The 21,111-nt window shown below is 47.3% G+C and carries 18 protein-coding genes and 1 pseudogene; 8 read left to right on the top strand and 11 right to left on the bottom strand.

The window, feature by feature from the left end:
* The first annotated feature begins 209 nt into the window (after nt 1-209).
* On the top strand, nt 210-1,118 hold the full coding sequence (locus BLV22_RS12215) for a VOC family protein (RefSeq protein ID WP_091615789.1): 909 nt from the start codon (nt 210-212) through the stop codon (nt 1,116-1,118).
* Between the two features lie 58 nt (nt 1,119-1,176).
* Here the strand turns inward: BLV22_RS12215 and BLV22_RS12210 are convergent, their stop codons facing one another.
* From BLV22_RS12210 to BLV22_RS12190, 5 genes are all read right to left on the bottom strand, one after another.
* Nucleotides 1,177-2,697 (bottom strand): glycoside hydrolase family 32 protein, encoded by a 1,521-nt coding sequence (locus BLV22_RS12210; RefSeq protein WP_091615787.1) that lies wholly within the window; start codon nt 2,695-2,697, stop codon nt 1,177-1,179.
* On the bottom strand, nt 2,694-4,373 hold the full coding sequence (locus BLV22_RS12205) for a glycoside hydrolase family 13 protein (protein ID WP_091615784.1): 1,680 nt from the start codon (nt 4,371-4,373) through the stop codon (nt 2,694-2,696). Before BLV22_RS12205 ends, BLV22_RS12210 begins: the two co-directional genes overlap by 4 nt.
* Before the next feature lie 51 nt (nt 4,374-4,424).
* Nucleotides 4,425-5,246 (bottom strand): carbohydrate ABC transporter permease, encoded by an 822-nt coding sequence (locus tag BLV22_RS12200; protein WP_091616203.1) that lies wholly within the window; start codon nt 5,244-5,246, stop codon nt 4,425-4,427.
* A 5-nt stretch (nt 5,247-5,251) separates the two neighbouring features.
* Complete coding sequence (locus BLV22_RS12195) at nt 5,252-6,112, bottom strand: carbohydrate ABC transporter permease (protein WP_091615781.1); 861 nt, start codon at nt 6,110-6,112, stop codon at nt 5,252-5,254.
* 71 nt (nt 6,113-6,183) lie between these two features.
* Nucleotides 6,184-7,458, bottom strand: a complete 1,275-nt coding sequence (locus BLV22_RS12190; protein ID WP_245724091.1) for an ABC transporter substrate-binding protein — start codon at nt 7,456-7,458, stop codon at nt 6,184-6,186.
* Between the two features lie 266 nt (nt 7,459-7,724).
* Between BLV22_RS12190 and BLV22_RS12185 the strand changes: the two genes are divergently transcribed.
* The 4 genes from BLV22_RS12185 to BLV22_RS12170 all read left to right on the top strand — a co-directional run bounded on the left by BLV22_RS12185 (nt 7,725) and on the right by BLV22_RS12170 (nt 11,805).
* On the top strand, nt 7,725-8,717 hold the full coding sequence (locus tag BLV22_RS12185; protein WP_091615775.1) for a LacI family DNA-binding transcriptional regulator: 993 nt from the start codon (nt 7,725-7,727) through the stop codon (nt 8,715-8,717).
* A gap of 173 nt (nt 8,718-8,890) precedes the next feature.
* Nucleotides 8,891-9,931, top strand: a complete 1,041-nt coding sequence (locus BLV22_RS12180; protein ID WP_091615772.1) for a FecCD family ABC transporter permease — start codon at nt 8,891-8,893, stop codon at nt 9,929-9,931.
* The gene (locus tag BLV22_RS12175; protein WP_091615769.1) at nt 9,932-10,966 is read left to right on the top strand and encodes a FecCD family ABC transporter permease; all 1,035 of its coding nucleotides are present in this window, start codon (nt 9,932-9,934) and stop codon (nt 10,964-10,966) included.
* 29 nt (nt 10,967-10,995) lie between these two features.
* Nucleotides 10,996-11,805 carry an ABC transporter ATP-binding protein gene (locus BLV22_RS12170; protein ID WP_091615765.1) on the top strand — a complete coding sequence of 270 codons (810 nt, stop codon included), beginning with the start codon at nt 10,996-10,998 and terminating at the stop codon, nt 11,803-11,805.
* A 37-nt stretch (nt 11,806-11,842) separates the two neighbouring features.
* Here BLV22_RS12170 and BLV22_RS12165 read toward each other — a convergent pair whose 3' ends face one another.
* From BLV22_RS12165 to BLV22_RS12150, 4 genes are all read right to left on the bottom strand, one after another.
* A complete protein-coding gene (locus tag BLV22_RS12165) occupies nt 11,843-12,316 on the bottom strand; it encodes a GNAT family N-acetyltransferase (protein ID WP_176967767.1) in 474 nt (157 codons plus the stop codon).
* Nucleotides 12,313-13,161, bottom strand: coding sequence for a phosphotransferase family protein (locus BLV22_RS12160; RefSeq protein WP_091615760.1), 849 nt, complete (start codon nt 13,159-13,161; stop codon nt 12,313-12,315). The genes BLV22_RS12165 and BLV22_RS12160 overlap by 4 nt, the downstream gene beginning before the upstream one ends.
* Nucleotides 13,162-13,278: 117 nt before the next feature.
* A complete protein-coding gene (locus BLV22_RS12155; RefSeq protein WP_091615757.1) occupies nt 13,279-13,587 on the bottom strand; it encodes a hypothetical protein in 309 nt (102 codons plus the stop codon).
* Nucleotides 13,588-13,778: 191 nt separating this feature from the next.
* Nucleotides 13,779-14,087 (bottom strand): hypothetical protein, encoded by a 309-nt coding sequence (locus BLV22_RS12150; RefSeq protein WP_091615754.1) that lies wholly within the window; start codon nt 14,085-14,087, stop codon nt 13,779-13,781.
* Nucleotides 14,088-14,301: 214 nt separating this feature from the next.
* Between BLV22_RS12150 and BLV22_RS12145 the strand changes: the two genes are divergently transcribed.
* Both BLV22_RS12145 and BLV22_RS12140 read left to right on the top strand, forming a co-directional pair.
* Nucleotides 14,302-15,306, top strand: coding sequence for an acyltransferase family protein (locus tag BLV22_RS12145; RefSeq protein WP_091615752.1), 1,005 nt, complete (start codon nt 14,302-14,304; stop codon nt 15,304-15,306).
* 103 nt (nt 15,307-15,409) lie between these two features.
* Nucleotides 15,410-16,402 carry an alpha/beta hydrolase fold domain-containing protein gene (locus BLV22_RS12140; protein ID WP_091615749.1) on the top strand — a complete coding sequence of 331 codons (993 nt, stop codon included), beginning with the start codon at nt 15,410-15,412 and terminating at the stop codon, nt 16,400-16,402.
* Nucleotides 16,403-16,474: 72 nt separating this feature from the next.
* Here BLV22_RS12140 and BLV22_RS12135 read toward each other — a convergent pair whose 3' ends face one another.
* Nucleotides 16,475-17,176 (bottom strand): SDR family NAD(P)-dependent oxidoreductase, encoded by a 702-nt coding sequence (locus BLV22_RS12135; protein WP_091615746.1) that lies wholly within the window; start codon nt 17,174-17,176, stop codon nt 16,475-16,477.
* Between the two features lie 647 nt (nt 17,177-17,823).
* Between BLV22_RS12135 and BLV22_RS12130 the strand changes: the two genes are divergently transcribed.
* Nucleotides 17,824-18,126: a hypothetical protein gene (locus tag BLV22_RS12130; RefSeq protein ID WP_091615744.1), complete on the top strand. Its 303-nt coding sequence runs from the start codon at nt 17,824-17,826 to the stop codon at nt 18,124-18,126.
* 82 nt (nt 18,127-18,208) lie between these two features.
* Here the strand turns inward: BLV22_RS12130 and BLV22_RS12125 are convergent.
* Nucleotides 18,209-21,088: pseudogene (locus tag BLV22_RS12125) on the bottom strand (DEAD/DEAH box helicase).
* Nucleotides 21,089-21,111 lie beyond the last annotated feature (23 nt).

The following is a 21,111-nucleotide window of genomic DNA, read 5'->3' as shown; positions in this document are numbered from 1 at the left end:
TGCTTTCTTCTCGTTTCCTTCTGCTCTCTCCTGCCCAGGGTAAAAGAAAACCCTTTTTTGTACGCTTTTTTCTGGCGCCTCCTCTGGCAGTATCATTTGGGATACTATACCACTTCAAAGTGGGTACTTCCATGCCTGAGTCTTTTCCTAGTATGATGAACTCTACATACACCTGCATACTATAATAAATAACAAAGGAGCGTTCACCCATGACTAATGTGATTGATCCCGCTGTTTCTGTCGGACCTGTACAGCTTAGGGTGCAGGATATCCGCCGGGCCGCTGCTTATTACGAAAACGTAATCGGTCTCCGGATACTCGGACATTCCTCTTCTACCGCTGTTCTCGGCGTGCCCTCAGACGAACTCCCTCTCGTCATGCTTCGGGAAGTGGAAGGTTCGGTCACTCCCCCGCGCACGTATGCCGGTCTTTACCACTTTGCTGTTCTTCTTCCGGACCGCGCGTCCCTCGGAGCTTTAATGCGTCATCTTCACAGCATCGGCGAGCGGTTCGGAGCCTCTGACCACAGCGTCAGTGAAGCGCTCTATCTGACTGATCCGGACGGAAACGGTATCGAGGTTTACCGTGACCGCCCCCGAACTGAATGGAAATACGACAGTAACGGATTCGTCCACATGACTGTCGACCCCCTCCATGAACAACAGCTGCTTCAGGAGGGGGAAAATACCCAATGGCACGGCTTGCCGGCTCGAACTGTGATGGGCCACGTGCATCTTCATGTGCAAGATATGGAGAAAGCTTACCGTTTTTATGTAGAAGTGCTGGGATTTGAACTGACCGCCGATCCGCAGAAATTTCCTGCTTTTTTTGCTGCTGCCGGCGGCTACCATCACCACATCGGGCTTAATTCATGGGCCGGAGCCCAGGCCCCTAAAGCATCCATACGAAACACCGGAATCGACATGTACACGCTTTTGCTTCCTTCTGACCAGTCGCTCGAGCCTGTCGCTGAAAGGCTGGAGGCTGCCGGCTATCCGTTTCACCGTAAAGAACATGCTTTATACGTCACAGATCCTTCGGGCATTGTCGTATGCCTCACCGTAAATCCTCCGGATACCGTCCTGTCCTCTGCCCAGATGGTCCAGCTGACCGAATAACCTTTCACAGTGCGCCACGATAAAAAGCAGCCGTAGTTTTTAGGTACGGCTGCTTTTATTATTCATTTTTTAATAACAGCTGCATGTCGGGCGCTGCAGTCGATATACTTTTTGAAAGCTTCCATTTCCGGATTTCAACCAGTTCTATTGTCCTGTCGCTGAAAAAGCGGACCCCGGTAGAAGCTTCTGCGGGGTAGACGCGGGCACTCATCACCTTTTCCCCGCCCTGCATAAATACCTCTACCGTGGAATGGTCAATAAAAATATGCAGATGCAAAAGGCCGTTTTCCAGAACAACGTCCGTGGTTCTTGTACCCCCTGGCCCCGTGCCCGATTTTTCACGATCAAGCGTTATTTTTTGCTCGCGTGCATTATATACAAGCTTCGTTTTTTCCCCTGTACTTTCATTTGCGAGAAGATCCACACCGCATTGTTCTGCCTGTTGCGGATCTATAACAACCTGGAGCTCCAGACAGTTTCCTTCGACACCTTCTATCTGCCTTTCATCTTCAATGATGACGCCGCTTCGTTTCACTTCCTCTCTGCGCAGGTCTGCCATTTCCGGCAGAGGCCGGCTTTTCCACCGGCCCGCTTCACAGGACAAAACGCGCGGCAGGCTCATCGCACCGGCCCACAATTCTTCTTTTTCAGGCATGTCACTTTCCCACATGGCAAACCATCCGATAACGATTCTGCGCCCAAAGCGGTCCAGCGTTGTCTGCGGGGCATAAAAATCAAAACCATGATCGAGCGGATGAAACACATCAAATTCAAACGTTCCTTTTTCGAGGTCCAGATCGCCTACGGCGTACACAGCCTGGTGCAGATTATGATACCTCTCCCCCTCCGGAAGCACGCCCTGCGGGGACATCACAAGCACGTCAAAACCATCGAGACGGAAAAGGTCCGGACATTCCCACATGTAGCCCATATTCCCGCGGCCAGCTGCCAGTATGTTCATGAATTCCCACTCCAGGAGGTTTTCTGACCGGTAGAGAAGCGCCTGCCCGACATTGTCTACTGTCCGGGAGCCAAGTACTGCATAATAATAATCATTTTCTCTCCACACTTTTGGATCCCGGAAATGATTCGGATGTGTTCTTCCTGCAGGAGCTTCTGAGACTACAGGATTTTGGACATGCTTTTCAAACCGGAGGCCATCTGTACTTGTAGCCAGACACTGAACCTGCTTCAAGTCTTCATCCGGATCCGGGCCCGTCCATACATTACCTGTATACATTAAGACTAACTCCCCGTCCGCTTCCACAGCACTTCCGGAAAAGCAGCCATCCGTATCATAAGGCTCGCTTGGCGCCAGCGCCGGCGGCAGATGCTCCCAGTGGACAAGGTCCGGGCTTTTAACATGTCCCCAGTGCATGTTATCCCATTCCGGTGAGTAAGGATGATACTGATAAAATAAATGATATTCGTCCTTAAACATGCTGAAGCCGTTGGGATCGTTCATCCATGATACAGGTGCTGTAATGTGAAAGGCGGGACGCCAGTATTCCTTTTTATTTTTCTTTTGTATGGAAGCAATACCTTTCACCGCTTTGTTTATTTGCTGCTGATGATTCATACACCGCCACCTCCTAAAGCATAAACGACAGCTTCAAACGGTCGAAGGGTAATTTCCTTTGCCCCCTCCGACTGGGCGTTCCCGTAATTATTTAATATCAGGTCCGGGGCCTCGGCTGCAAATTCTTCGGGCAGCTCACAGCTTGTTTCAGCATTGTACAGATTCACCATGATAAGCATTTTGGTACCCTTAAGGGTTCTTATATACGCCATAACCTGCGGGTGGTCCACAAGCGCAAGGTCAAATGAACCGTATACAAGCGTTTTCCATTCCTGACGCAGCTGTATTAATGTTTGATAGTAAGCAAATACAGACGGGGATCTCTTTTTTTCCTGTTCGACATTAATCGAAGAATAATTTGGATTAATCTTCAGCCAGGGCGTACCTGTCGTAAAGCCAGCACCCGGACCGCTGTCCCACTGCATCGGCGTGCGGGAGTTGTCCCGGCCTGTCTTCCAGATTGTTTTCATAATATCTTCGTGCGGCGTTCCTGCCTGGCGTTCCTTATAGTACAGGTTCCGAATGGCGATATCATTGTAATCTTCAATGGAAGGAAATTCGACGTTGGTCATACCGATCTCCTGGCCCTGATAAATGAACGGCGTTCCCTGCATGAAAAAGTACATCGTCGCCAGTCCCGTAGCCGTTTCGTACCAGTAGTTATCCGCATCTCCCCATGTGGATACTGAACGCGGAAGGTCATGATTTTCTAAAAACAAAGCGTTCCAGCCGACACCGTCCAGCCCTTTCTGCCACTTAGCAAAAATTTCTTTCAGGGCAAAAATGTCCGGCCGGCTGTCACCGCCTTTTCCCCACAAATCAACATGGTCAAATTGAAAGATCATGTTAAATTTGCCGTTTTGCTCTCCAACCCATGCGTCCGCTTCTTCAATGGTTACTCCGTTGGCTTCTCCGACGGTCATAATATCATAATGGTCGAATGTTTCTTTCTTCAGCTCCTCAAGGTATGTCTGAATGCCGGGCTGGTTTAAATGGCCGTCGAATGAAGGCGGATAATCTTCATTGTTCGGATTCGGCACGTCGGGAAGGCCGGGCTTCTTTTTAATATGGGAAATAGCATCTATGCGAAATCCATCAATTCCTTTATCGAGCCACCAGTTGACCATGTCGTACAGATCACGGCGGACATCCGGGTTTTCCCAGTTCAAGTCCGGCTGCTTACGGGAGAAAACGTGCAGAAAATACTCTTTGGTATGCTCGTCCCATTCCCAGGCTGACCCTTCAAAAATGGATCCCCAGTTGTTTGGCTCCCGGCCATTTTCCGGCTGCCTCCAAATGTAATAGTCCCGGTATTTGCTTTCTTTGGACGAACGCGATTCCACAAACCACGGATGCTCATCGGACGTATGATTGATGACCAGATCCATGATCAGGCGCATCCCCCGCTGATGAACTTCCCCGAGCAGCCTGTCAAAGTCCTGCATCGTCCCAAATTCCGGCATAATCGCCTGGTAATCACTGATGTCGTATCCGTTATCGTCGTTTGGCGAAGCATATACCGGGCATACCCAGATTACCCCGATGCCCAGTTCCTGCAGATAATCGAGCTTTGATATAATCCCGGGGATATCGCCGATTCCGTCCCCATCTGCGTCCATGAAGCTTCTCGGGTAAATCTGATAAACGACTGTTTCCTTCCACCATGCCTGTTCCATTGTTCAGATGCCTCCTGTGTTTGTAAAATTCCGGCAGGAAGGCGCAGCAGCTTATTTTACCGCTCCTTCCGAGACCCCTTCGATAATTTGTTTTTGAGCGATAAAATAGAAAATAATAACCGGAAGCACCGCAAGCACAAGGCCGGCAAGCGCTAGATGCCACTGCGTCGTGTACTGCCCGAAGAAATAGAACATTTTCAGCGGGATCGTTGCATTAGCCTCCCCGAGCACTAATGACGGCAGCAGATAGTCGTTCCAGATAAAGATGACATTCAAAATGGCAACAGTCACTGTAATCGGCTTTAGCAATGGAAAGATAACAAACCAAAACATTTGAAAGCGATTCGCTCCGTCAATAATTGCTGCTTCATCCATCGATTTTGGAATGCTTTTGAGCGCCCCGTGGTATAAAAATATCGCCAGACTCGAGCTGAAGCCAAGATACATGAAGATCAGGCCGGCCCCGTTCATCATGTTTAACTGGCCAAAGATCGACGTGAGCGGAATCATCACGGACTGAAACGGAATAAGCATAGCAGCAACGAATACAAACAGCAGTGTCGTACTCAGCCTGCTCGGATTCCGGGCGAGAGCGTAGGCGGCCATCGAAGAAAATATGATGATAACAGCGATACTCACACCCGTAATCATAACAGAATTAAATAAGGATTTGAGAAAGTCGAGCTCCTGAAAGGCGGTAACGAAATTCTGCCATACAAAGGTGCCGGGCAGAGCCATCACGCTTTCAAAAATTCCGTCCGGCGTTTTAAAAGCGTTGGTAAGCATCAGATAAAAAGGGATCAACCAAAGTATTCCGAGGACTATCCCTGCAATTTCGAGCGGTACCAGTCTGCGTTTTTCGGCTTTGGACATACTCATTACATTTCAACCTCCCGGCGTTTGTTGTAGTAAACCTGGGCGAGTGCAATCGCCGTCACAATGATAAAGAAAATAACTGCTTTCCCCTGAGCGTAAGCCATATCGTTTTCCACGAAAGCCGTCCGCACAATATCCATGGCAAGCATCTGGGTCGAATCGAACGGACCGCCATTTGTCAGTGACAAATTTTGATCGTAAAGCTTAAAGCCGGTCGAAAGCGTTAAAAACATGCTGACCGTAAAGGCTGGGGCGAGCAGAGGGAACAAAATACTTTTAAAACGCTCAAAAGCCCCTGCACCGTCAATTTTTGAAGCTTCAATCAAATCACCGGGGATGCTCTGCAGATAAGCAATATAGATAACCATGATATAGCCGGACATCTGCCAGGCGGTCAGAATCACAAGCCCCCAAAAGCCGGTTGCAGTTGTGGACAGCCATCCCTGCATCGCTTCAATGTTTAAGGCTGTGCCTACTTCACTGAACACGTTCACAAAAATAAACTGCCAGATAAAGCCAAGAATCAATCCGCCGATCAGATTTGGCATAAAGAAAACGGTTCTAAGCAGATTGCTGCTTTTTAAACTTCTGGTCACCAGCAAAGCAAGGCCGAGACCAAAAACATTCAGTAGTATCACTGTCGCGACAGCAAATAAAAGTGTGAACCAAAAGGCGTTGCGAAATTCACCGTCCTGGAACAGGCTGATGTAGTTTTCCAGTCCGACAAAGCTGCTGATGGACACCCCGTTCCAGTTGGTAAAGGACAAGCCGAATCCGTATAAGAACGGAACAATTACCACTGCTCCCAGAGCAATCAGTACCGGGGCTAAAAATAACCAATATGCTAAACTGCGATCATTCATCGTACTCCTCCTGACATTGCTTGAAATGTGCCTGAGCTGTATTCTTTATTGAAGATCCGGCTTTCTGCCGTCTACTCCGTGGCACGTTCTTCCTTCCATTCTTCCTTCGAGGCTTCTATTGCTTCGTCCCACGTATAATCACCGCTCAAATAGCGCTGCATTTGAGAGCCGAGGAAACCATCCCATGCATTTGGGAAGCTTAGCTTAATCCAGTTCAGCGTTTCATCGTTTTCGATGCTTTCATTAACCTGCTGGGACAATGGATCAGAAATTTGCGATGTATCGTAATCTTCATAGGCCGGCACAAAGTTAAAGTCATTCATCACAGCGTCCTTGCCGGTCTCAGAATTGTTCATCCAGTCCAGAAATGCCTCTGCTTCCTGAATGCTTTCATCATCATTATCCTCATTTACTGCCCAATAGTTCGGAACGCCGACCGGTATTTCTCCTTCGTGCCCTTCGACTGGAATCGGCATCATCCCTATATCTTCGTTGGCAAACTCTTCATCTGCCTGGGCAAGCGACGGGTACACCCAGTTGCCCTGCTGGATAATCGCGGTATCGCCCTGGGCAAAATATTCCTCCACCTGCTGGGCATAGGTCATGCTGAGAACCGGAGTAATTGAATAATCCGCCTGAAGATCAAACATCCGCTGATACTCATTTTCGCGCTCGAAATCTACGGTTTCTGCCTCATATGCTTTTGTACCGCTTTCATCAAACTCGGGGGACAGGTACGCGTTGCCCAGATCGCCGCCAATGACCCAGGATTCTTTTCCCGGAAAAGCGAATACTCCGTCGATACCCAGCTCCTCCTTCTGGCTGTCCATTGTCTGCACCGCTGCTTCTAAATCTTCATATGACTGAATCTCGTCAGCATTAACTCCTGCCTCTTCAAAAATCCGCTTGTTATAAATCAATCCATACCCTTCATAATTGAAAGGCAGCCCGTACACTTCGTCCCCTTCACTTACCTGCTCGAGGGAGCCGTCAAGAGCTGTTTCGGCTGACTCTGTGTCCGATAAATCTTTCACATACTGATCAAACTGCTGCAGCTCCCTGGGTCCTGCTACACTAAATACGTCCGGGGCGTCTCCCGAAGAAAAACGCGATTTCAGCGTGCCAAGGTAGTCTGAACCCCCGCCTACGCTCGTAATCTGAATTTTCACATCTGGATTCTCTTCTTCGTATTTTCTGGCCAGTTCCTCAAAAGCATCGTTAATTTCTACTTTTCCTGTCATGATTTCTATTTCTGTACGATTATCATCTGCTCCAAACGATTCAAACGAGCATCCGCCAAGACCTAAAGCTGAAAAAGCGATTAAACAGAGGGCAGGTTTTTTCACGGTGCACACTCCCTTATGCATTCATTTTTTGTAAGTGCTTTCAAATTGCATTATACGTATTTAAAAATATATGTCAAACGTTTTCATAAAAATAGTCACATTATTCTTAATTTCTACTTTCGTCTTCAATAAAAGCTTTACAAATAAGCATTTTTCATGGATTATTTAATCACATAGTATAAGTTAACGTTTTCATAAATTGTCCGCCTAAGAAATGAGTTATAATAAAAATAGAAGATTGCCTGCCAGAAGGAGAGAAAGTGCCTATGTCCAGTATCAAAGATGTCGCGAAATTATCCGGGGTTTCCGTAACTACTGTTTCAAGAGTCATGAATAATCGGGGCTATATCGGAAAAGAGACAAGAAGCCGGGTGGAAAAAGCTATGCAGGAGCTCGATTATCAGCCGAATCAGATTGCCCGCTCACTTCAGCGCAGCCGTTCCGGGTTAATCGGCGTAATTGTGCCTGACCTGGCCCACCCTTTCTTTTCTGAACTGATTAATGAAATTGAAGCTTACGCAAATGCCCGGCATTACAAAATCATCATCTGTAACTCTGTGCACGATGCCGAAAAGGAAGCCAATTATATAAATATGCTTCGTCAGAACCGCGCGGACGGTATTATTGTATGCAGCCATACATTGTCTACCGAAAAATATGAACATGAAGAAATGCCGGTCATCTCTTTTGACCGCGTAATTTCCCCTTCTATTCCTTATGTGGCCAGCGATAACTATCAGGGCGGAGAGATTGCCACCAAACACCTGATTGAGGGCGGATGCAAAAAAATCCTTCATATTTCGGGGCCTCTCGAATATGACCTGCTTGCCAACCGGCGCAAGGACGCCTTTGAATTAACAGCTATGAAGGCAGGCATCTCTTACATGAGTCTCGAGGGAGCCTATATTGAAGCGACCTTTGAAGATAATTATAAATTTATTGAAGAACACATCAGTGCTGTTCTTGAAAACTATGACGGCATATTCTGCAGTAATGACCTGCTCGCGTACGCGTTATATGTCTACGCCTCCAGGCATCATATTCGTGTGCCGGAGGAACTGAAAATTATCGGCTATGATAACCACAGCTTTACCCGTATGCTGCAGACACCCAGGCTGACGACCATTCAGCAGCCACTCGATAAATTGGGAGAAGCGCTTGCATTTTCCTTAATCAGTAATATTGAACGGCAGGCAGATGGAAAACATAATCAAAACATTGTGCTCGACGTGCAATTGATTAAAGGCGACACCACCTGAAAAATAATAAAACAAATCCGGCTTTTCCCTATTCGGAAAAGACCGGATTTTTATAATTTCCGCTGCTTATACAGGAAAACATGGACAGAAAGAAATTCAACTGATATGATAAAAATTGATTGATAATGATTATCACTGATGAATGATTTTTTAATGTTGAAAGAGGATATAACATGCGTCAACAAACGGAACCTTCCAGCTATAAAGACGATATTACTTCACGTCCTGTAATAGCTGTACTAATGTTTATTGCCGGCCTTCCTATACTTGGATTTATTTTTTTGCTTTCGATTTCTGTCGGTGCCGCAGACGTGGAGATTGGTACTGTTTGGAACGCATTGTTTCACTATGACGCTTCCTTGAATGATCACGTAGTTATCCGCGAGCTTCGTCTCCCCCGGGCTATCGCAGATATTATTGTCGGCGCCTGCTTCGCCGTAGCCGGAGCCATTATGCAGGGAATGACAAGAAATCCATTGGCCGAATCCGGGATTCTCGGCATCAATGCAGGTTCGATTTTTATGGTGGCAGTCTGTTTTGCGTTTCTGCCGGGGCTCTCTTATAACCTGTTGATAGTCTTTTCTTTTTTAGGGGCGGCGATCAGCATGGGGCTGATTTTTGGTATTGCTTCGCTTTCACGCATCGGCCTGACACCTCTTCGCATGGTGCTTGCCGGGGCGGCGATTAACGCTCTGTTCACTGCGTTAAGTGAAGGCATTGCCATTCACTTTGATCTCAGCCAGGATATTGCTTTTTGGTATGCCGGCGGTTTGTCCGGCGTCCGGTGGGAACAGCTGCTGCCAGCCCTCCCGTGGATGGGGGGAGCGCTTGTATTTGCGGTCGCCCTGTCGAGGTCTGTCACTATTTTAAGTCTTGGGGATGATATCGCTTCGGGTCTTGGGCAGCGTGTCGGCCTGATAAAACTACTCTGCACACTTGCCGTTTTATTTCTCGCCGGCATTGCCGTATCCATTGCAGGCCCTATCGGATTTGTCGGCCTCGTTATCCCTCACGTAGTCCGGTTTTTCGTGGGGGTCGACTACCGGGCTATCATTCCGTGCTCTATCGTGGTGGGCGGGATCTTTATGTCGCTTGCCGATATCGGTGCCCGGATTATTAATCCGCCATATGAAACCCCTCTCGGCTCTTTATTCGCGCTTATCGGTGTGCCGTTCTTTTTATACATTGCGCGCCGCGAGAGGAGGGAGCTTTAAATGCATTCTATATTTTCCGGCGAATGGGAACGCAAACGCCGCAGACGGCGAATTTCCGTCTTCAGCTCCCTCGCCATTCTAATATTTATCGTGCTGCTGTTCAGCATGAATTCCGGAATTACCCCGCTGGGTCCGTTGGAAGTGTTAAAGACGCTCTTCGGGTTTGGTGACAGTAACCAGAATCTCGTACTATTTCAGTTCCGCCTGCCCCGGATCGTTATCGCTCTTCTTGTCGGAGCTGCTCTTGCCGTTTCAGGATGCGTGCTCCAGGGAATCTCCCGTAACAGTCTCGCCGATCCGGGTATTCTCGGCATTACTACCGGCGCCGGTTTGTTTGTAGTTTTATATATTTCGTTTTTCAGCTCGATTGACGCCGCTTCTCCGTATTTACTTCCGGTATTCGCCCTTTTTGGCGGCCTGCTCGCTGCAGCATTAATTTATATTCTGGCCTACGACCGGCAGCTCGGACTCGTTCCGATGAGAATGATACTGACCGGCATCGCAGTAGCTGCCGGGCTGAATGCACTGATGACCGTTCTCATGCTGCGTCTGCAGCCGGAGCAGTTTGACTTTGTCGCTATATGGCTTGCTGGAAGAATTTACGGGTCCACCTGGCCTTACGTATATTCGTTTCTTCCCTGGTTTATTATTTTATCGATTTTCATTTATTACCGGTGGCGCGCACTCGATACTCTTACATTCGGCGAACAGATGGCAAAAGGACTCGGCCTTAGGGTGGAAAAAGAGCGCCTTTTGCTCACCTTTGCCTCAGTGGCGCTTGCAGCATCGGCTGTTTCTGTCAGCGGCGGCATCGGCTTTGTCGGACTGATCGCTCCTCATATCGCACGGAGGCTGATCGGCCCCAATCATGCGCTTGTCCTCCCGGCCTCGGCGCTTCTCGGAGGCCTGCTTCTATTGTTTGCGGACACGCTCGGCCGTACCATTATTCAACCGTCGGAAATTCACGCGGGGATTGTTGTGGCCGTTATTGGCGCTCCTTATTTCCTATACCTGCTTGCCAGAAGCAATGTCTAACTTTATCACCCTGAAAGGATGTTTATGCGATGATCGAAACAGATCAACTCCATATTGGTTATGATCAGCAGACAATCGTAAACGATTTAAATATTGAGATTCCTTCTGGTAAAATTACCGCGCTTGTCGGCGCAAACGGTTCCGGAAAGTCTACCATTCTAAAAGCCCTGTCGAGGCTGATGAAGCCTTCGAAGGGCATCGTTTACTTAAACGGCAGCTCCATCCACAGCCAAAAAACAAAAGAACTCGCCAAACAGATGGCCATCCTTCCCCAAAACCCCGAAGCTCCGCAGGGCTTGACGGTTACGGAGCTTGTAACGTACGGGCGGGCCCCCCACCAGCGCGGTTTTGGTTCCTTAAAAGCCCATGATAAAGAAATGATCGGCTGGGCAATTGAAATCACCGGCATGCGCGAATTCGCCAACCGCCCGATTGATCATTTATCCGGCGGGCAGCGCCAGCGGGCATGGATTGCCATGGCTCTGGCACAGGAGACCGAAACCCTGTTTTTGGATGAGCCTACCACCTTTCTTGATATGGCCCATCAGATGGAAGTGCTGAACATCCTTGAAAAACTGAACGTACAGGAGCACCGGACCATCGTGATGGTCGTGCATGATTTGAACCATGCCAGCCGCTACGCTCACCATATTGTTGCCATCAAACACGGTAATGTTGTAAAGACCGGCACGCCTCACGAAGTGATGGAAGCAGGAATTATCGAAAAAGTATTTGGCATCAAAAGTGATATTATTAAAGATCCCCGTTCCGGAATGCCACTCTGTCTTCCTTATAATTTATGCGAAGAACAGGCGGCTTCCCCCATATTTGGATCCTAAAAAGAGAGCCGGCATAATAATGCGCGGCTCTCTTATGCTATAACCATTTTCTCAGATGCCACTCGTCCCGGATTGTTATTCCGTTTACACCGACCAGCGGGATAGACGGCTTATCCTCCCGGGCTCTCCTCGCGGCATCAACATGCACACTCGCCAGCTGAAAGCCCCGGCGCCGGTAAAAACGAAGCGCGTATTCATTCTCATTTGTAATAACAACCCTCAGGTCCTCCACCCCCGCTTTTTTTAAATACTCCTCTGTATGCATAAGCAGACGGCTCGCGTGCCCCTGTTTTTCAATTATGCTGTCAAGAGACACAATTAAACCGATACTGCCTTCGTATGTATAAGTAATCGCTGCGGCGAGTACACCATCCTCCTGGACACAGAATCCCTCAAGCTCCGGCAGTACATACGTTTGATTATTAACATGCATCTCATTTGTTTCCCAGCAGGTCGCAAAAAAATCTTTTTTCTTCTGCCGGTCAATTTCTTTCATAGGTTGAATATTCACAGCACGACCCCCTTTTCCCAGTTGCTGGCCAATGTCCATTCCAGCCGTTTGATCCACCGGCGCTGAATAGCTTCCGGAGAACGTTTTACCCGGCCAAGCGCTCGGTAAATCACAGCGAGACTGTATGCTTTAATATTGGCATCTGTAATGTTCATCGTACGAATACTTACATACGTTTCCAAAAACACACGACGGAGTTCGCTGTATCTTTCAGGGGCGTGGAAGGCTGCGTTCCATAACGCCCAGCTAATGTCTATCATCGGATCATTCCATCCGGCCCACTCCCAATCGATCAGGATTGCACTATGGTTTTCGTTCAGAATCATATTGTGCGGCCCTGCGTCTCCATGTACAAATGTAATCCCTGAAGATGTCCGTGCTTCCCAAACTTCAACAGCCTGATGATGCATGCCCCTTGGAGGGAGAGCATCTATTTCACGCTTGAGAGGCTCTGCATTCCGGTCATACTCGCGGATACGCCCTGAACGGCTGTGCACCTCAGAAGCAAGCGTGACAGCAAGCTTTTTATACGCCTCGAGCCAGTAGGAAGAGTGGGAGGGCAGTTTGGAGACATTTTCTCCGCGGTGATAGCTTTGCATAAATGAAAAATAGCCTTCTGATTCCAGACAGCCGGCTGGAGCCGGGAGAAAGGATCCGCCGCGCAGCTGTTCCAGAACTTCATACTCCCGACGCAGATAGCCACCGCTCCCTTTTTCAATTTTCAATACGTACTGCCCGGACGCCTGGGTAACTAAAAAGGTGTGATGACTGAACCCTCCCGTCAGACGCTCGCTCTCGAACGGGCCAATGATTTTTTCCCATTCCTTTTTTACATCTATCAGCATGTGTCATCTTCCATTCTATGTGTTCTGCTTTTTTCTTTCCCGTTCCGTCCTTTCCGGAACCTGTTTTTTTGAGACAGAGCAAAAAAAGACCCGGGATATTTCCCGGGCACCGGCTGTTTAACTTCCTACAAGCTTTAATGCTTCTTCACCCTTAATACTGACGCTTACTTTCCCGTCACTTTTTAATACCCTGGTAATGTTTGCTTTGCCAATCCGGGCACTATTTCGCTCCGTATAAAAAATCATGCTGCGCACATCACAGTTATCGTACATTTCTTCGAACAGCTCGATGTGATGAGGGTTTTCAAGTTCTACATACCAAACCTCTGCCGGCTCGTAATCATATACAGTTAAAAGTCCTTTATCGAACGTCAATGGTGTTTGTGCGTGTTCAAACTTCAGCCTCGTTAAGCGATACTCTTTCATCGGTAACGCCTCCCTTAATGAGTTCCAAAGACTTCTACTCCGGGTCTGTATTCTATTCAATTGTTTTATACTTTTCCCTATTTTCACACATCTCAAAAGTGATTTAAAGCGCTTACACGTTTTTGTACCTCTTTTCTGTATGCTGAGTAACCGGTACAAGCGCTCATAGCCCCCCACAGATATTTTTGTTACTAGTTGCTTCCCACGAGCCGAAGTTCTCCTGCTCCTTTAAAGCTCACACTCACTCCTGAACTGCTTTCCGTTACTCTCGTAACTTCAGCATAGCCGATTCTTGCGCTATGACCCTCAGTAAAAAACATTACTTCTTCTTCTGTATCTTTTTTCTTCCATTCCTGTAATAATTCCACCTCTGAAGGCTGTTCAATTTCGGCATACCATATATTGGCTTCATCATTATACACAGTCAGAGAGCCGCGTGAGATGCTGATGGTTTTCCCTGAATGTTCGAGCTTTATTTTTGTCAGACGATATTCCTGCATGAGAATAGGCCCCTTTCTGCGGCTAATTACGGCATTGTTTCATTTTGTCGTATACAATGGCAGTATACAGGGTATGTAAAATATTATATTGCTTTTTGGAAGCAGCTCATTTTACTTTTTTACATACATTTGCGATAGTTCTCGCTTTTTCTCCGTGATATGCTGTATCTTTCAGCATTTCTGACACTAAAATTAACAGTTGACGCAGGTGATAATGATGAATCAGCACTTTGAATGGGTGAATATTGCCAAAGGTCTCGGCATAATTCTGGTTGTCCTCGGACACGCCCCCATTGACGATATTCTACGCCAGTATATTTTCGCCTTCCATATGCCTTTGTTCTTTCTTTTATCCGGCGTGACGTTTAAAGGAGGCTATACTGAGCTCCGGCCGGTCGGTTTCGCCAAAAAAAAAGGGCGTTCACTGCTCATCCCTTATTTTACTTTCTCCGTCATTACATATACGTTCTGGTTTTTTCTCGAGCGTCCTCTCCTGGGTAAAGATGACGTTGACGCTATTATTCCCGCTCTTGGTATTTTTTACTCTGCTGGAGACAACTACCTGCTCACCTACAACCCGGCTATATGGTTTTTAACCTGCCTGTTTGTAGTCGAGATCGGCTTTTACCTGCTCCTCAAATATGTGCCATGGAACAGTGTCCGCGTTATCAGCATTGTCGCTGTCGCTGCGGCAGGATATTTTTCCACCCGCTGGTTTGACTCTATGCTCCCATGGAGTATTCAGGTAGCTACTGTGGCCGTATTGTTTTTCGGACTTGGCTATTTATTGAAGGCACGGACAAAAATATTCGAATACTCCTTCGGCTGGGTGGCAGCCGCAGCAACACTAAGCCTTATATATCCGCTCATTCAATTTATAAATCGCATCGACATGCGCTCCGGGGAATATGAGTCTATTCCTATCTTTATTTCCACTTCTCTGCTTGGCATTGCGGGTATTTTATTTTTAAGCTTCCGTCTGGAAGGAAAAAGCCGCATCCTCAGTTATTTGGGACAGAACTCATTGATCATTTTCGCTCTTCATTTTATGATTTTTGCCATCATCCGTATCACGCTCGAATACGGCTTCGGTATTGAAGGCAACCCTATGCCTATTACTTCTTTATGGGGAATTATGTTTACTGTAGTTACGCTTATCATCAGTGTGCCGTTCGTATATTTAATCAAAAACAAAGCCCCGTTTCTTATCGGCAAATAACACCCCGACCTCCTCCTGGGCCGAAAACTGTAAACAATTCAATACCTGTGTTAAGATAATACGTATTGATTCTCACGAAGCAACTTTTAAGGAAGGTCGGTGCATGAAAAGACAAACACCAAAGAGAAAATTACAATACTGGATTTTGAGCCTTTTGGGTCTTTTCGCTGCAGGATTTTCTGCGTTTATTCTTTACACAAGCTGGCACGAGGACCGCTCGGTAATGTCCGTAGTGACAAACCTTGCTGACGGCTCAACCGGCACCGGCAAAGACGGGCCTTATCCGGACAGGCCGGAGTACCAGCTTCCCGAAGAAACTGAGGCCCGTTATGATTACGAAAAAATGACATTAAACGGCATGGACAACTATGTACTCGAAAACGAACAGACCGCAGAAAAGAAAATCATTTATCTGCACGGCGGCGGCTACGTCAGTCAGCCAAATCCCCGTCATTTTCAGTGGCTTGCAGGCGTCCAGGATCAGACCGACAGCACGGTAATGCTTCCTGTTTATCCGAAAGCCCCGCAGCATCAGTATGAAGAGAACTTCGAAAAGCTGGTGCCTCTCTATACGCAGACACTTGAAAACACAGAAGCTGAAAATATTGTCATTATGGGCGACTCCGCCGGCGGCGGGCTGGCTCTCGCACTTGCCCAGGAGCTAGACCGCCAGGACATCGAACAGCCGGGAGATATTATCATGCTCTCTCCGTGGCTTGACGTCAGCATGACAAATCCCGGCATCCAGGATTTAACTTCAGTAGACCCTTTTCTTGACCTGGAATGGCTGCTGAATGCCGGAGCTTCCTATGCCGGGGACGCTGATCTGAAAAATCCGATGGTAAGTCCAATTTACGGAGACATGACCGGCCTTGGAGATATGACTCTGATTGTCGGCACCCATGAATTATTTCTCGCGGATGCCCGGAAGTTTTCTGAGATTACCGACGAGAAAAATATTCCCATCAATTACTATGAGTATCCGGAAATGCCTCATGTGTTTCAGCTCCAGGACACCGATGAAGGCCGCCGGGCGACGCAGCAGGTAGTTAACATCATTAACGACGATGCAGATGATACCTCCACCACAGATTAAGGTGGGGGTATTTTTGTGATTAATGATGGAATTTCTTCAACAAAAAAGCGCACTCCGGGAAGTGCGCCTGCTTTAAAAATCCAGTTCGTCCTTATCGCGGAAAAACTTTCCGTTTGGACCGTCCTCTTCAAGCTGGGCAAGCCACAAAATACCTTCCATTGCTTCAGCCGGCTTGCGTTTTGCTTTTTCTCCGCCCAAATCGGTCTGTACCCATCCTGGACTGACCGAATTCACTTTCACGTCTTTTTTTCGCACCGCTCCGGCGAACAGACGCGTCAGAGCATTTAACCCATATTTAGAGGCTTTGTATGCTCCTCCCATCGGTGCATCCATAGTACCGGCAACTCCGATTTCAGCGGCTATATTTACAATACGTCCATAGCCTGCTTCAAGCATGGAGGGCATAAAGCTCCTCATCGTAAAAAAGGGACCGAAATAATTTGTTAACTGAATATCTTCAAACGCCTCCGGCTCAATATCAACGATGGACTGCTTTTGATCCGGAAAGATCCCGGCATTGTTTACCAGCACATCGAGTTTTCCGTCTTCATTCAGAATCTGTTTTTTCACCGCCTCCACCATATCAGGAAGGCCGACATCCAAAGCAATAAACTGCACGTCGAGATCTTCGTCCTGCAATGCTTTCGCTGCTTCCCTGCCTGCTTTCTCATTTCTTGCTCCAAGCCATACTTTGAAGCCGCTTTGAGCTAACTGCCGGCAGGCTTCCAGTCCAATACCACGATTCCCGCCAGTCACTAACGCGTTTTTTTTCATTATACGCTCCTCCTCTCAGTGTACATGTTCTCCTATACCCGAAGGAAGAGCAGCCTAGTCCGGGAAACAAGGCGATAGAATAAACATATTCCATGTACGTTAGAACTGAAGACGGGAAGATGTTTTTACATACTCCCCAAGCCATGGGCTGCCCAGGTGAAAAAACCATTTAAAAAAGCAAGCATCAGCAGCAGCCGTGAAAATCTTTGATTATTCCTCCGCTCCCGTTCAGCACTAAGAAAACTCACAGCGTGCGAGCTTCTGAATCATTTTTATGATTAACATATTTTACCACGATATTTTATATACATGCGATATGTTTAATAAACAAAGAATGTGGCAATATGTACATCACAACTTCAAAATCCCCTCTTACGAATATGAAAAACTCAAGCTTCTTTCAGAACTTCATAAAGGCATCAGTCCAAAAGCTAATCGCCGAATTCTGAAACGAAACGACCCGGATAGTTATCAGCTATCCTGCTTCTACAATAACTGCATACATGGTAATTGTGGCCCGGATCTATAACCGGGCTAAAAGCCAGAAAAAGTTATAATCACTTTTTCTGGCTTTTTGTATTTTTTTAGATAAAGCGCAAAGAAAGGATGGGCTCTCCCTTATTTTTATTGAAAGGAGGAAAGTAACTATGCTGCAGAGCATATTCGATTACAAACTGACAAAAACACTCAAGGAGCTTAACCGTCTGGCAGGAGCCCCTGTAGATAAACGTTTGAAAAACAATGAACCCTTTACTCTCCATATTACTCCTTCTGAGGGAGAACGATTAGAGCCTCATATGGCTTTTCTCCATAATGAAAGGCTTGTTTACGTTTCCCTGATGAGAGAGGAGTATTCGTTAAAGGCTTACCGAAAAGATGAACTGGTGCCTGTACGGCTTGTTCCCCTGCCAGGCCTGCGGGCCGCCTCCAATGAACAAAAAGAGGCTTAAACCTGTCCATTAGCTTATTAAATAAGGCCGGCAGAGATAATAACTCTGCCGGCCTTATTTAACTCGCCGGTTCTATTATCCGTTAATCACTGTGCAGGTAACGGTACAGATCAGCATCGATTTCTTCCTTTAATTGAAGCTTCAACCGCACCACCGGAATTGATTTTCCGTTTTTATCCTGCATGGATCGGTCTTCTGCACTATGTTTCAGCGGGCTTGCTTCGCCCATGTAATAAAACTCACGGCCTTCATCATCGTCTTTTTTCACAAAGACATAAATACGGTTCCCCTGTTCATCCGCATTGATAATTTCCTGCACTTCCTTTGAAGCAGTCGTCCGGTTACTTCTGGTGTACCACTGCAGCTCCCTGCGGCTAATAAATTCATCCTCATAATTGATATTGGCTTCCACGTCTTCCGGCTTATGATACGTAATAAAAATAGGAGTTGTGCCGTATTTCGTTTTATATCCATATATTGTTGAACTTTCATCGTTCTCCCAATTCAGCAGCCGGCATACGTCCTTACGGGAATACTTCTAATACAGCGTAAACGGCGGTCTGCCGTATTGTTCATTCTTGAGCTCTGCACAGGAAAGCACATCTTCCACAAGCACGCTGAACCAAGATGAACCGCCAAGCGCTTCTTTCATCGCAGTGTGCCATATGAAGGTTCCTCTGTCCTCTTCAATCAGCGGAGTCCTGCCGTACTTTTTTTGATAAGGGTCTGTAAAAAAATCCGTCGTTAAAAGCCGCTTCACTGATACGGACGCTGCCTTTGTTTCACCGTCCCCCGACGCGTGTACAATGCGCTCTATTTCGTCTGTCGTAATGCGGCCGTGCGAGAGAAGATGCCGCAGCACTTCAGCTTCATGCCGACGTTTTCCGTTAATAAATTCAGCCGAAATGAGATGCAGCAGCTGATCCTCGAGCGGAGACAGCCGGGGAGCCTTTTCCTTCATTTTGCCCAGGAACCTGTAATAGCTTCCGTATTTGGAGATGATCACTTCCGGATCCACTGCATTCTGCTGTAAAAAATCCTTTAAAAGCGGCATCCGCCCAATCCGCTGTTTTACATTCATATAAGATTCCTTCAGCTTTCGCATTTCCTGCAGGTTCGTCTGATCGATAGCAGCAAACACCTTCTTCTTCGCCACCTCTTCAAAATTAATGGAGGAAACGCCCTGAACAAAACGATTGGTCTGCATCCGACGGCGGATATGATCTTTATTGAGCGAGCGGTCGCCGGAGAGTGCCACTGGAATCAGGTAGTTATTTTTATAATTGCCGATAAAATCCACGACGGTTACGAAATCCTTGGCGGGGTCTTTGCGGAGTCCTCTCCCAAGCTGCTGGGTAAAGATAATGCTCGACTGCGTCTGCCGGAGCATGACGACCTGGTTCACACTCGGTATATCAATGCCTTCATTGAATATGTCCACTGTAATAATGTATTCAATCACACCGTTTTCAAGACGATTCACCTGCTTCCACCGCTCGTCCTGCGAATGGGCCCCCGTCAGCACTACGGTATTCCGTCCTTTTTGGTTCATGAGAGCCGACAGCTCTTCTGCCTCCCGGTTGCGGCTGCAAAAAATCAGTCCACGCACCGCCTCCCCGGAATGACCGTAATAATGGATTTTTTCGAGCAGGTGTTCTACGCGCTCTTCCGACACAAGCCGGTTCAAATCTGTCGTCTGATCAATCACTTCCCCGTCTTTTTCATAATCGGTCACTCCGAAATAATGAAAAGGACAGAGCATTTCTTCTTCAAGCGCTTCCTGCAGCCGTATTTCATACGCCACCTGATAGTCAAACAGAGCGAAAATATTTACATCATCGCTTCGTTCCGGTGTGGCGGTCATACCAAGTAAAAATGAGGCCTGAAAATAATCAATAACTTTTTGGTACGACGCAGCCCCCGCCTTATGTACTTCATCAATTAAAATGTAATCAAACGCTTCAGGGTCGAACTGATGCAGATGGATATCTCTTGAAATCGTCTGTATCGTTGCAAACACGTAGCGGGCCCCGGTGTCCTGACCGGCGCCGGTATATAATCCGAAATCTTCTGTGCGTCCGCCGAGAACCTGGGAGAAGTCGTCCTTTGCTTTCCGCAGAATCTGCTCCCGGTGTACGATAAACAGCATCTTTCGGGGCCGGTACTTTCGGACATCGAATGCAGCCAAATACGTTTTTCCTGTTCCTGTTGCTGAGATGACGAGCCCCTTTTGCTCCCCGGCTGTTCTCAAGGCCTCCAGTTCTTTCAAAGCTGCCTGCTGCATTTTATTCGGCTTGATTTCAAGTGCTTCCTTCATTGCGTTCCGTGCAATCCAGCCTGGAGAAAGCTCAGCAATCTTCTCCTGGGCCTGCGGGCGATACAGCTGTTGATACTTTTCTATCCATTTCTCCGTCAATGGAATCGCCTGCGACCAGGTATCTTCAAACTGCTGTCGGAAGTGATGAATCACTTCTCCGTTTTCATGAGAGTGCAGCTTAATATTCCATTCGTAGTTCACCTTCAGCGCATGCACCGTCAGATTCGAACTCCCGACCATCAGTGAATAATGGTCTTTATGCTTAAATACATACCCTTTAGAATGAAACCCATCGATTTCCGCTAATCGCACTTCCACATTTGTAATTTTCAGCAACTCCTGAAAGACCTTCGGCTGATTAAACTGCAGAAAGGTGGAGGTAAGTATTCTCCCATGCACGCCGCGTTCTTTCAGCTCCAGAAGATGTGTTTTCAAGGTGGCCAGGCCGCTTTCCGTAATAAAAGCTACGGAAAAGAAAAAAGAGTCACATCGGTGCAATTCATAAAGAAGTGTAGCGAGCACCTCCTCATGCTTCTTTTTGTCATTCATCAAAAGCTTTGGTGCAAAAGGACTGCGCTCGTAGCTGTTCTGGTCAATAAAGCCGCGGTATAAAGATTCCTGTAATTGACGTACTGTGTCCATCATCAAGCTCCTGCCTATGTTTGTAA

This window comes from Marinococcus luteus (assembly GCF_900106595.1).
Lineage (GTDB): Bacteria > Bacillota > Bacilli > Bacillales > Marinococcaceae > Marinococcus > Marinococcus luteus.
This window is presented reverse-complemented; position numbering and strand designations above follow the sequence as displayed.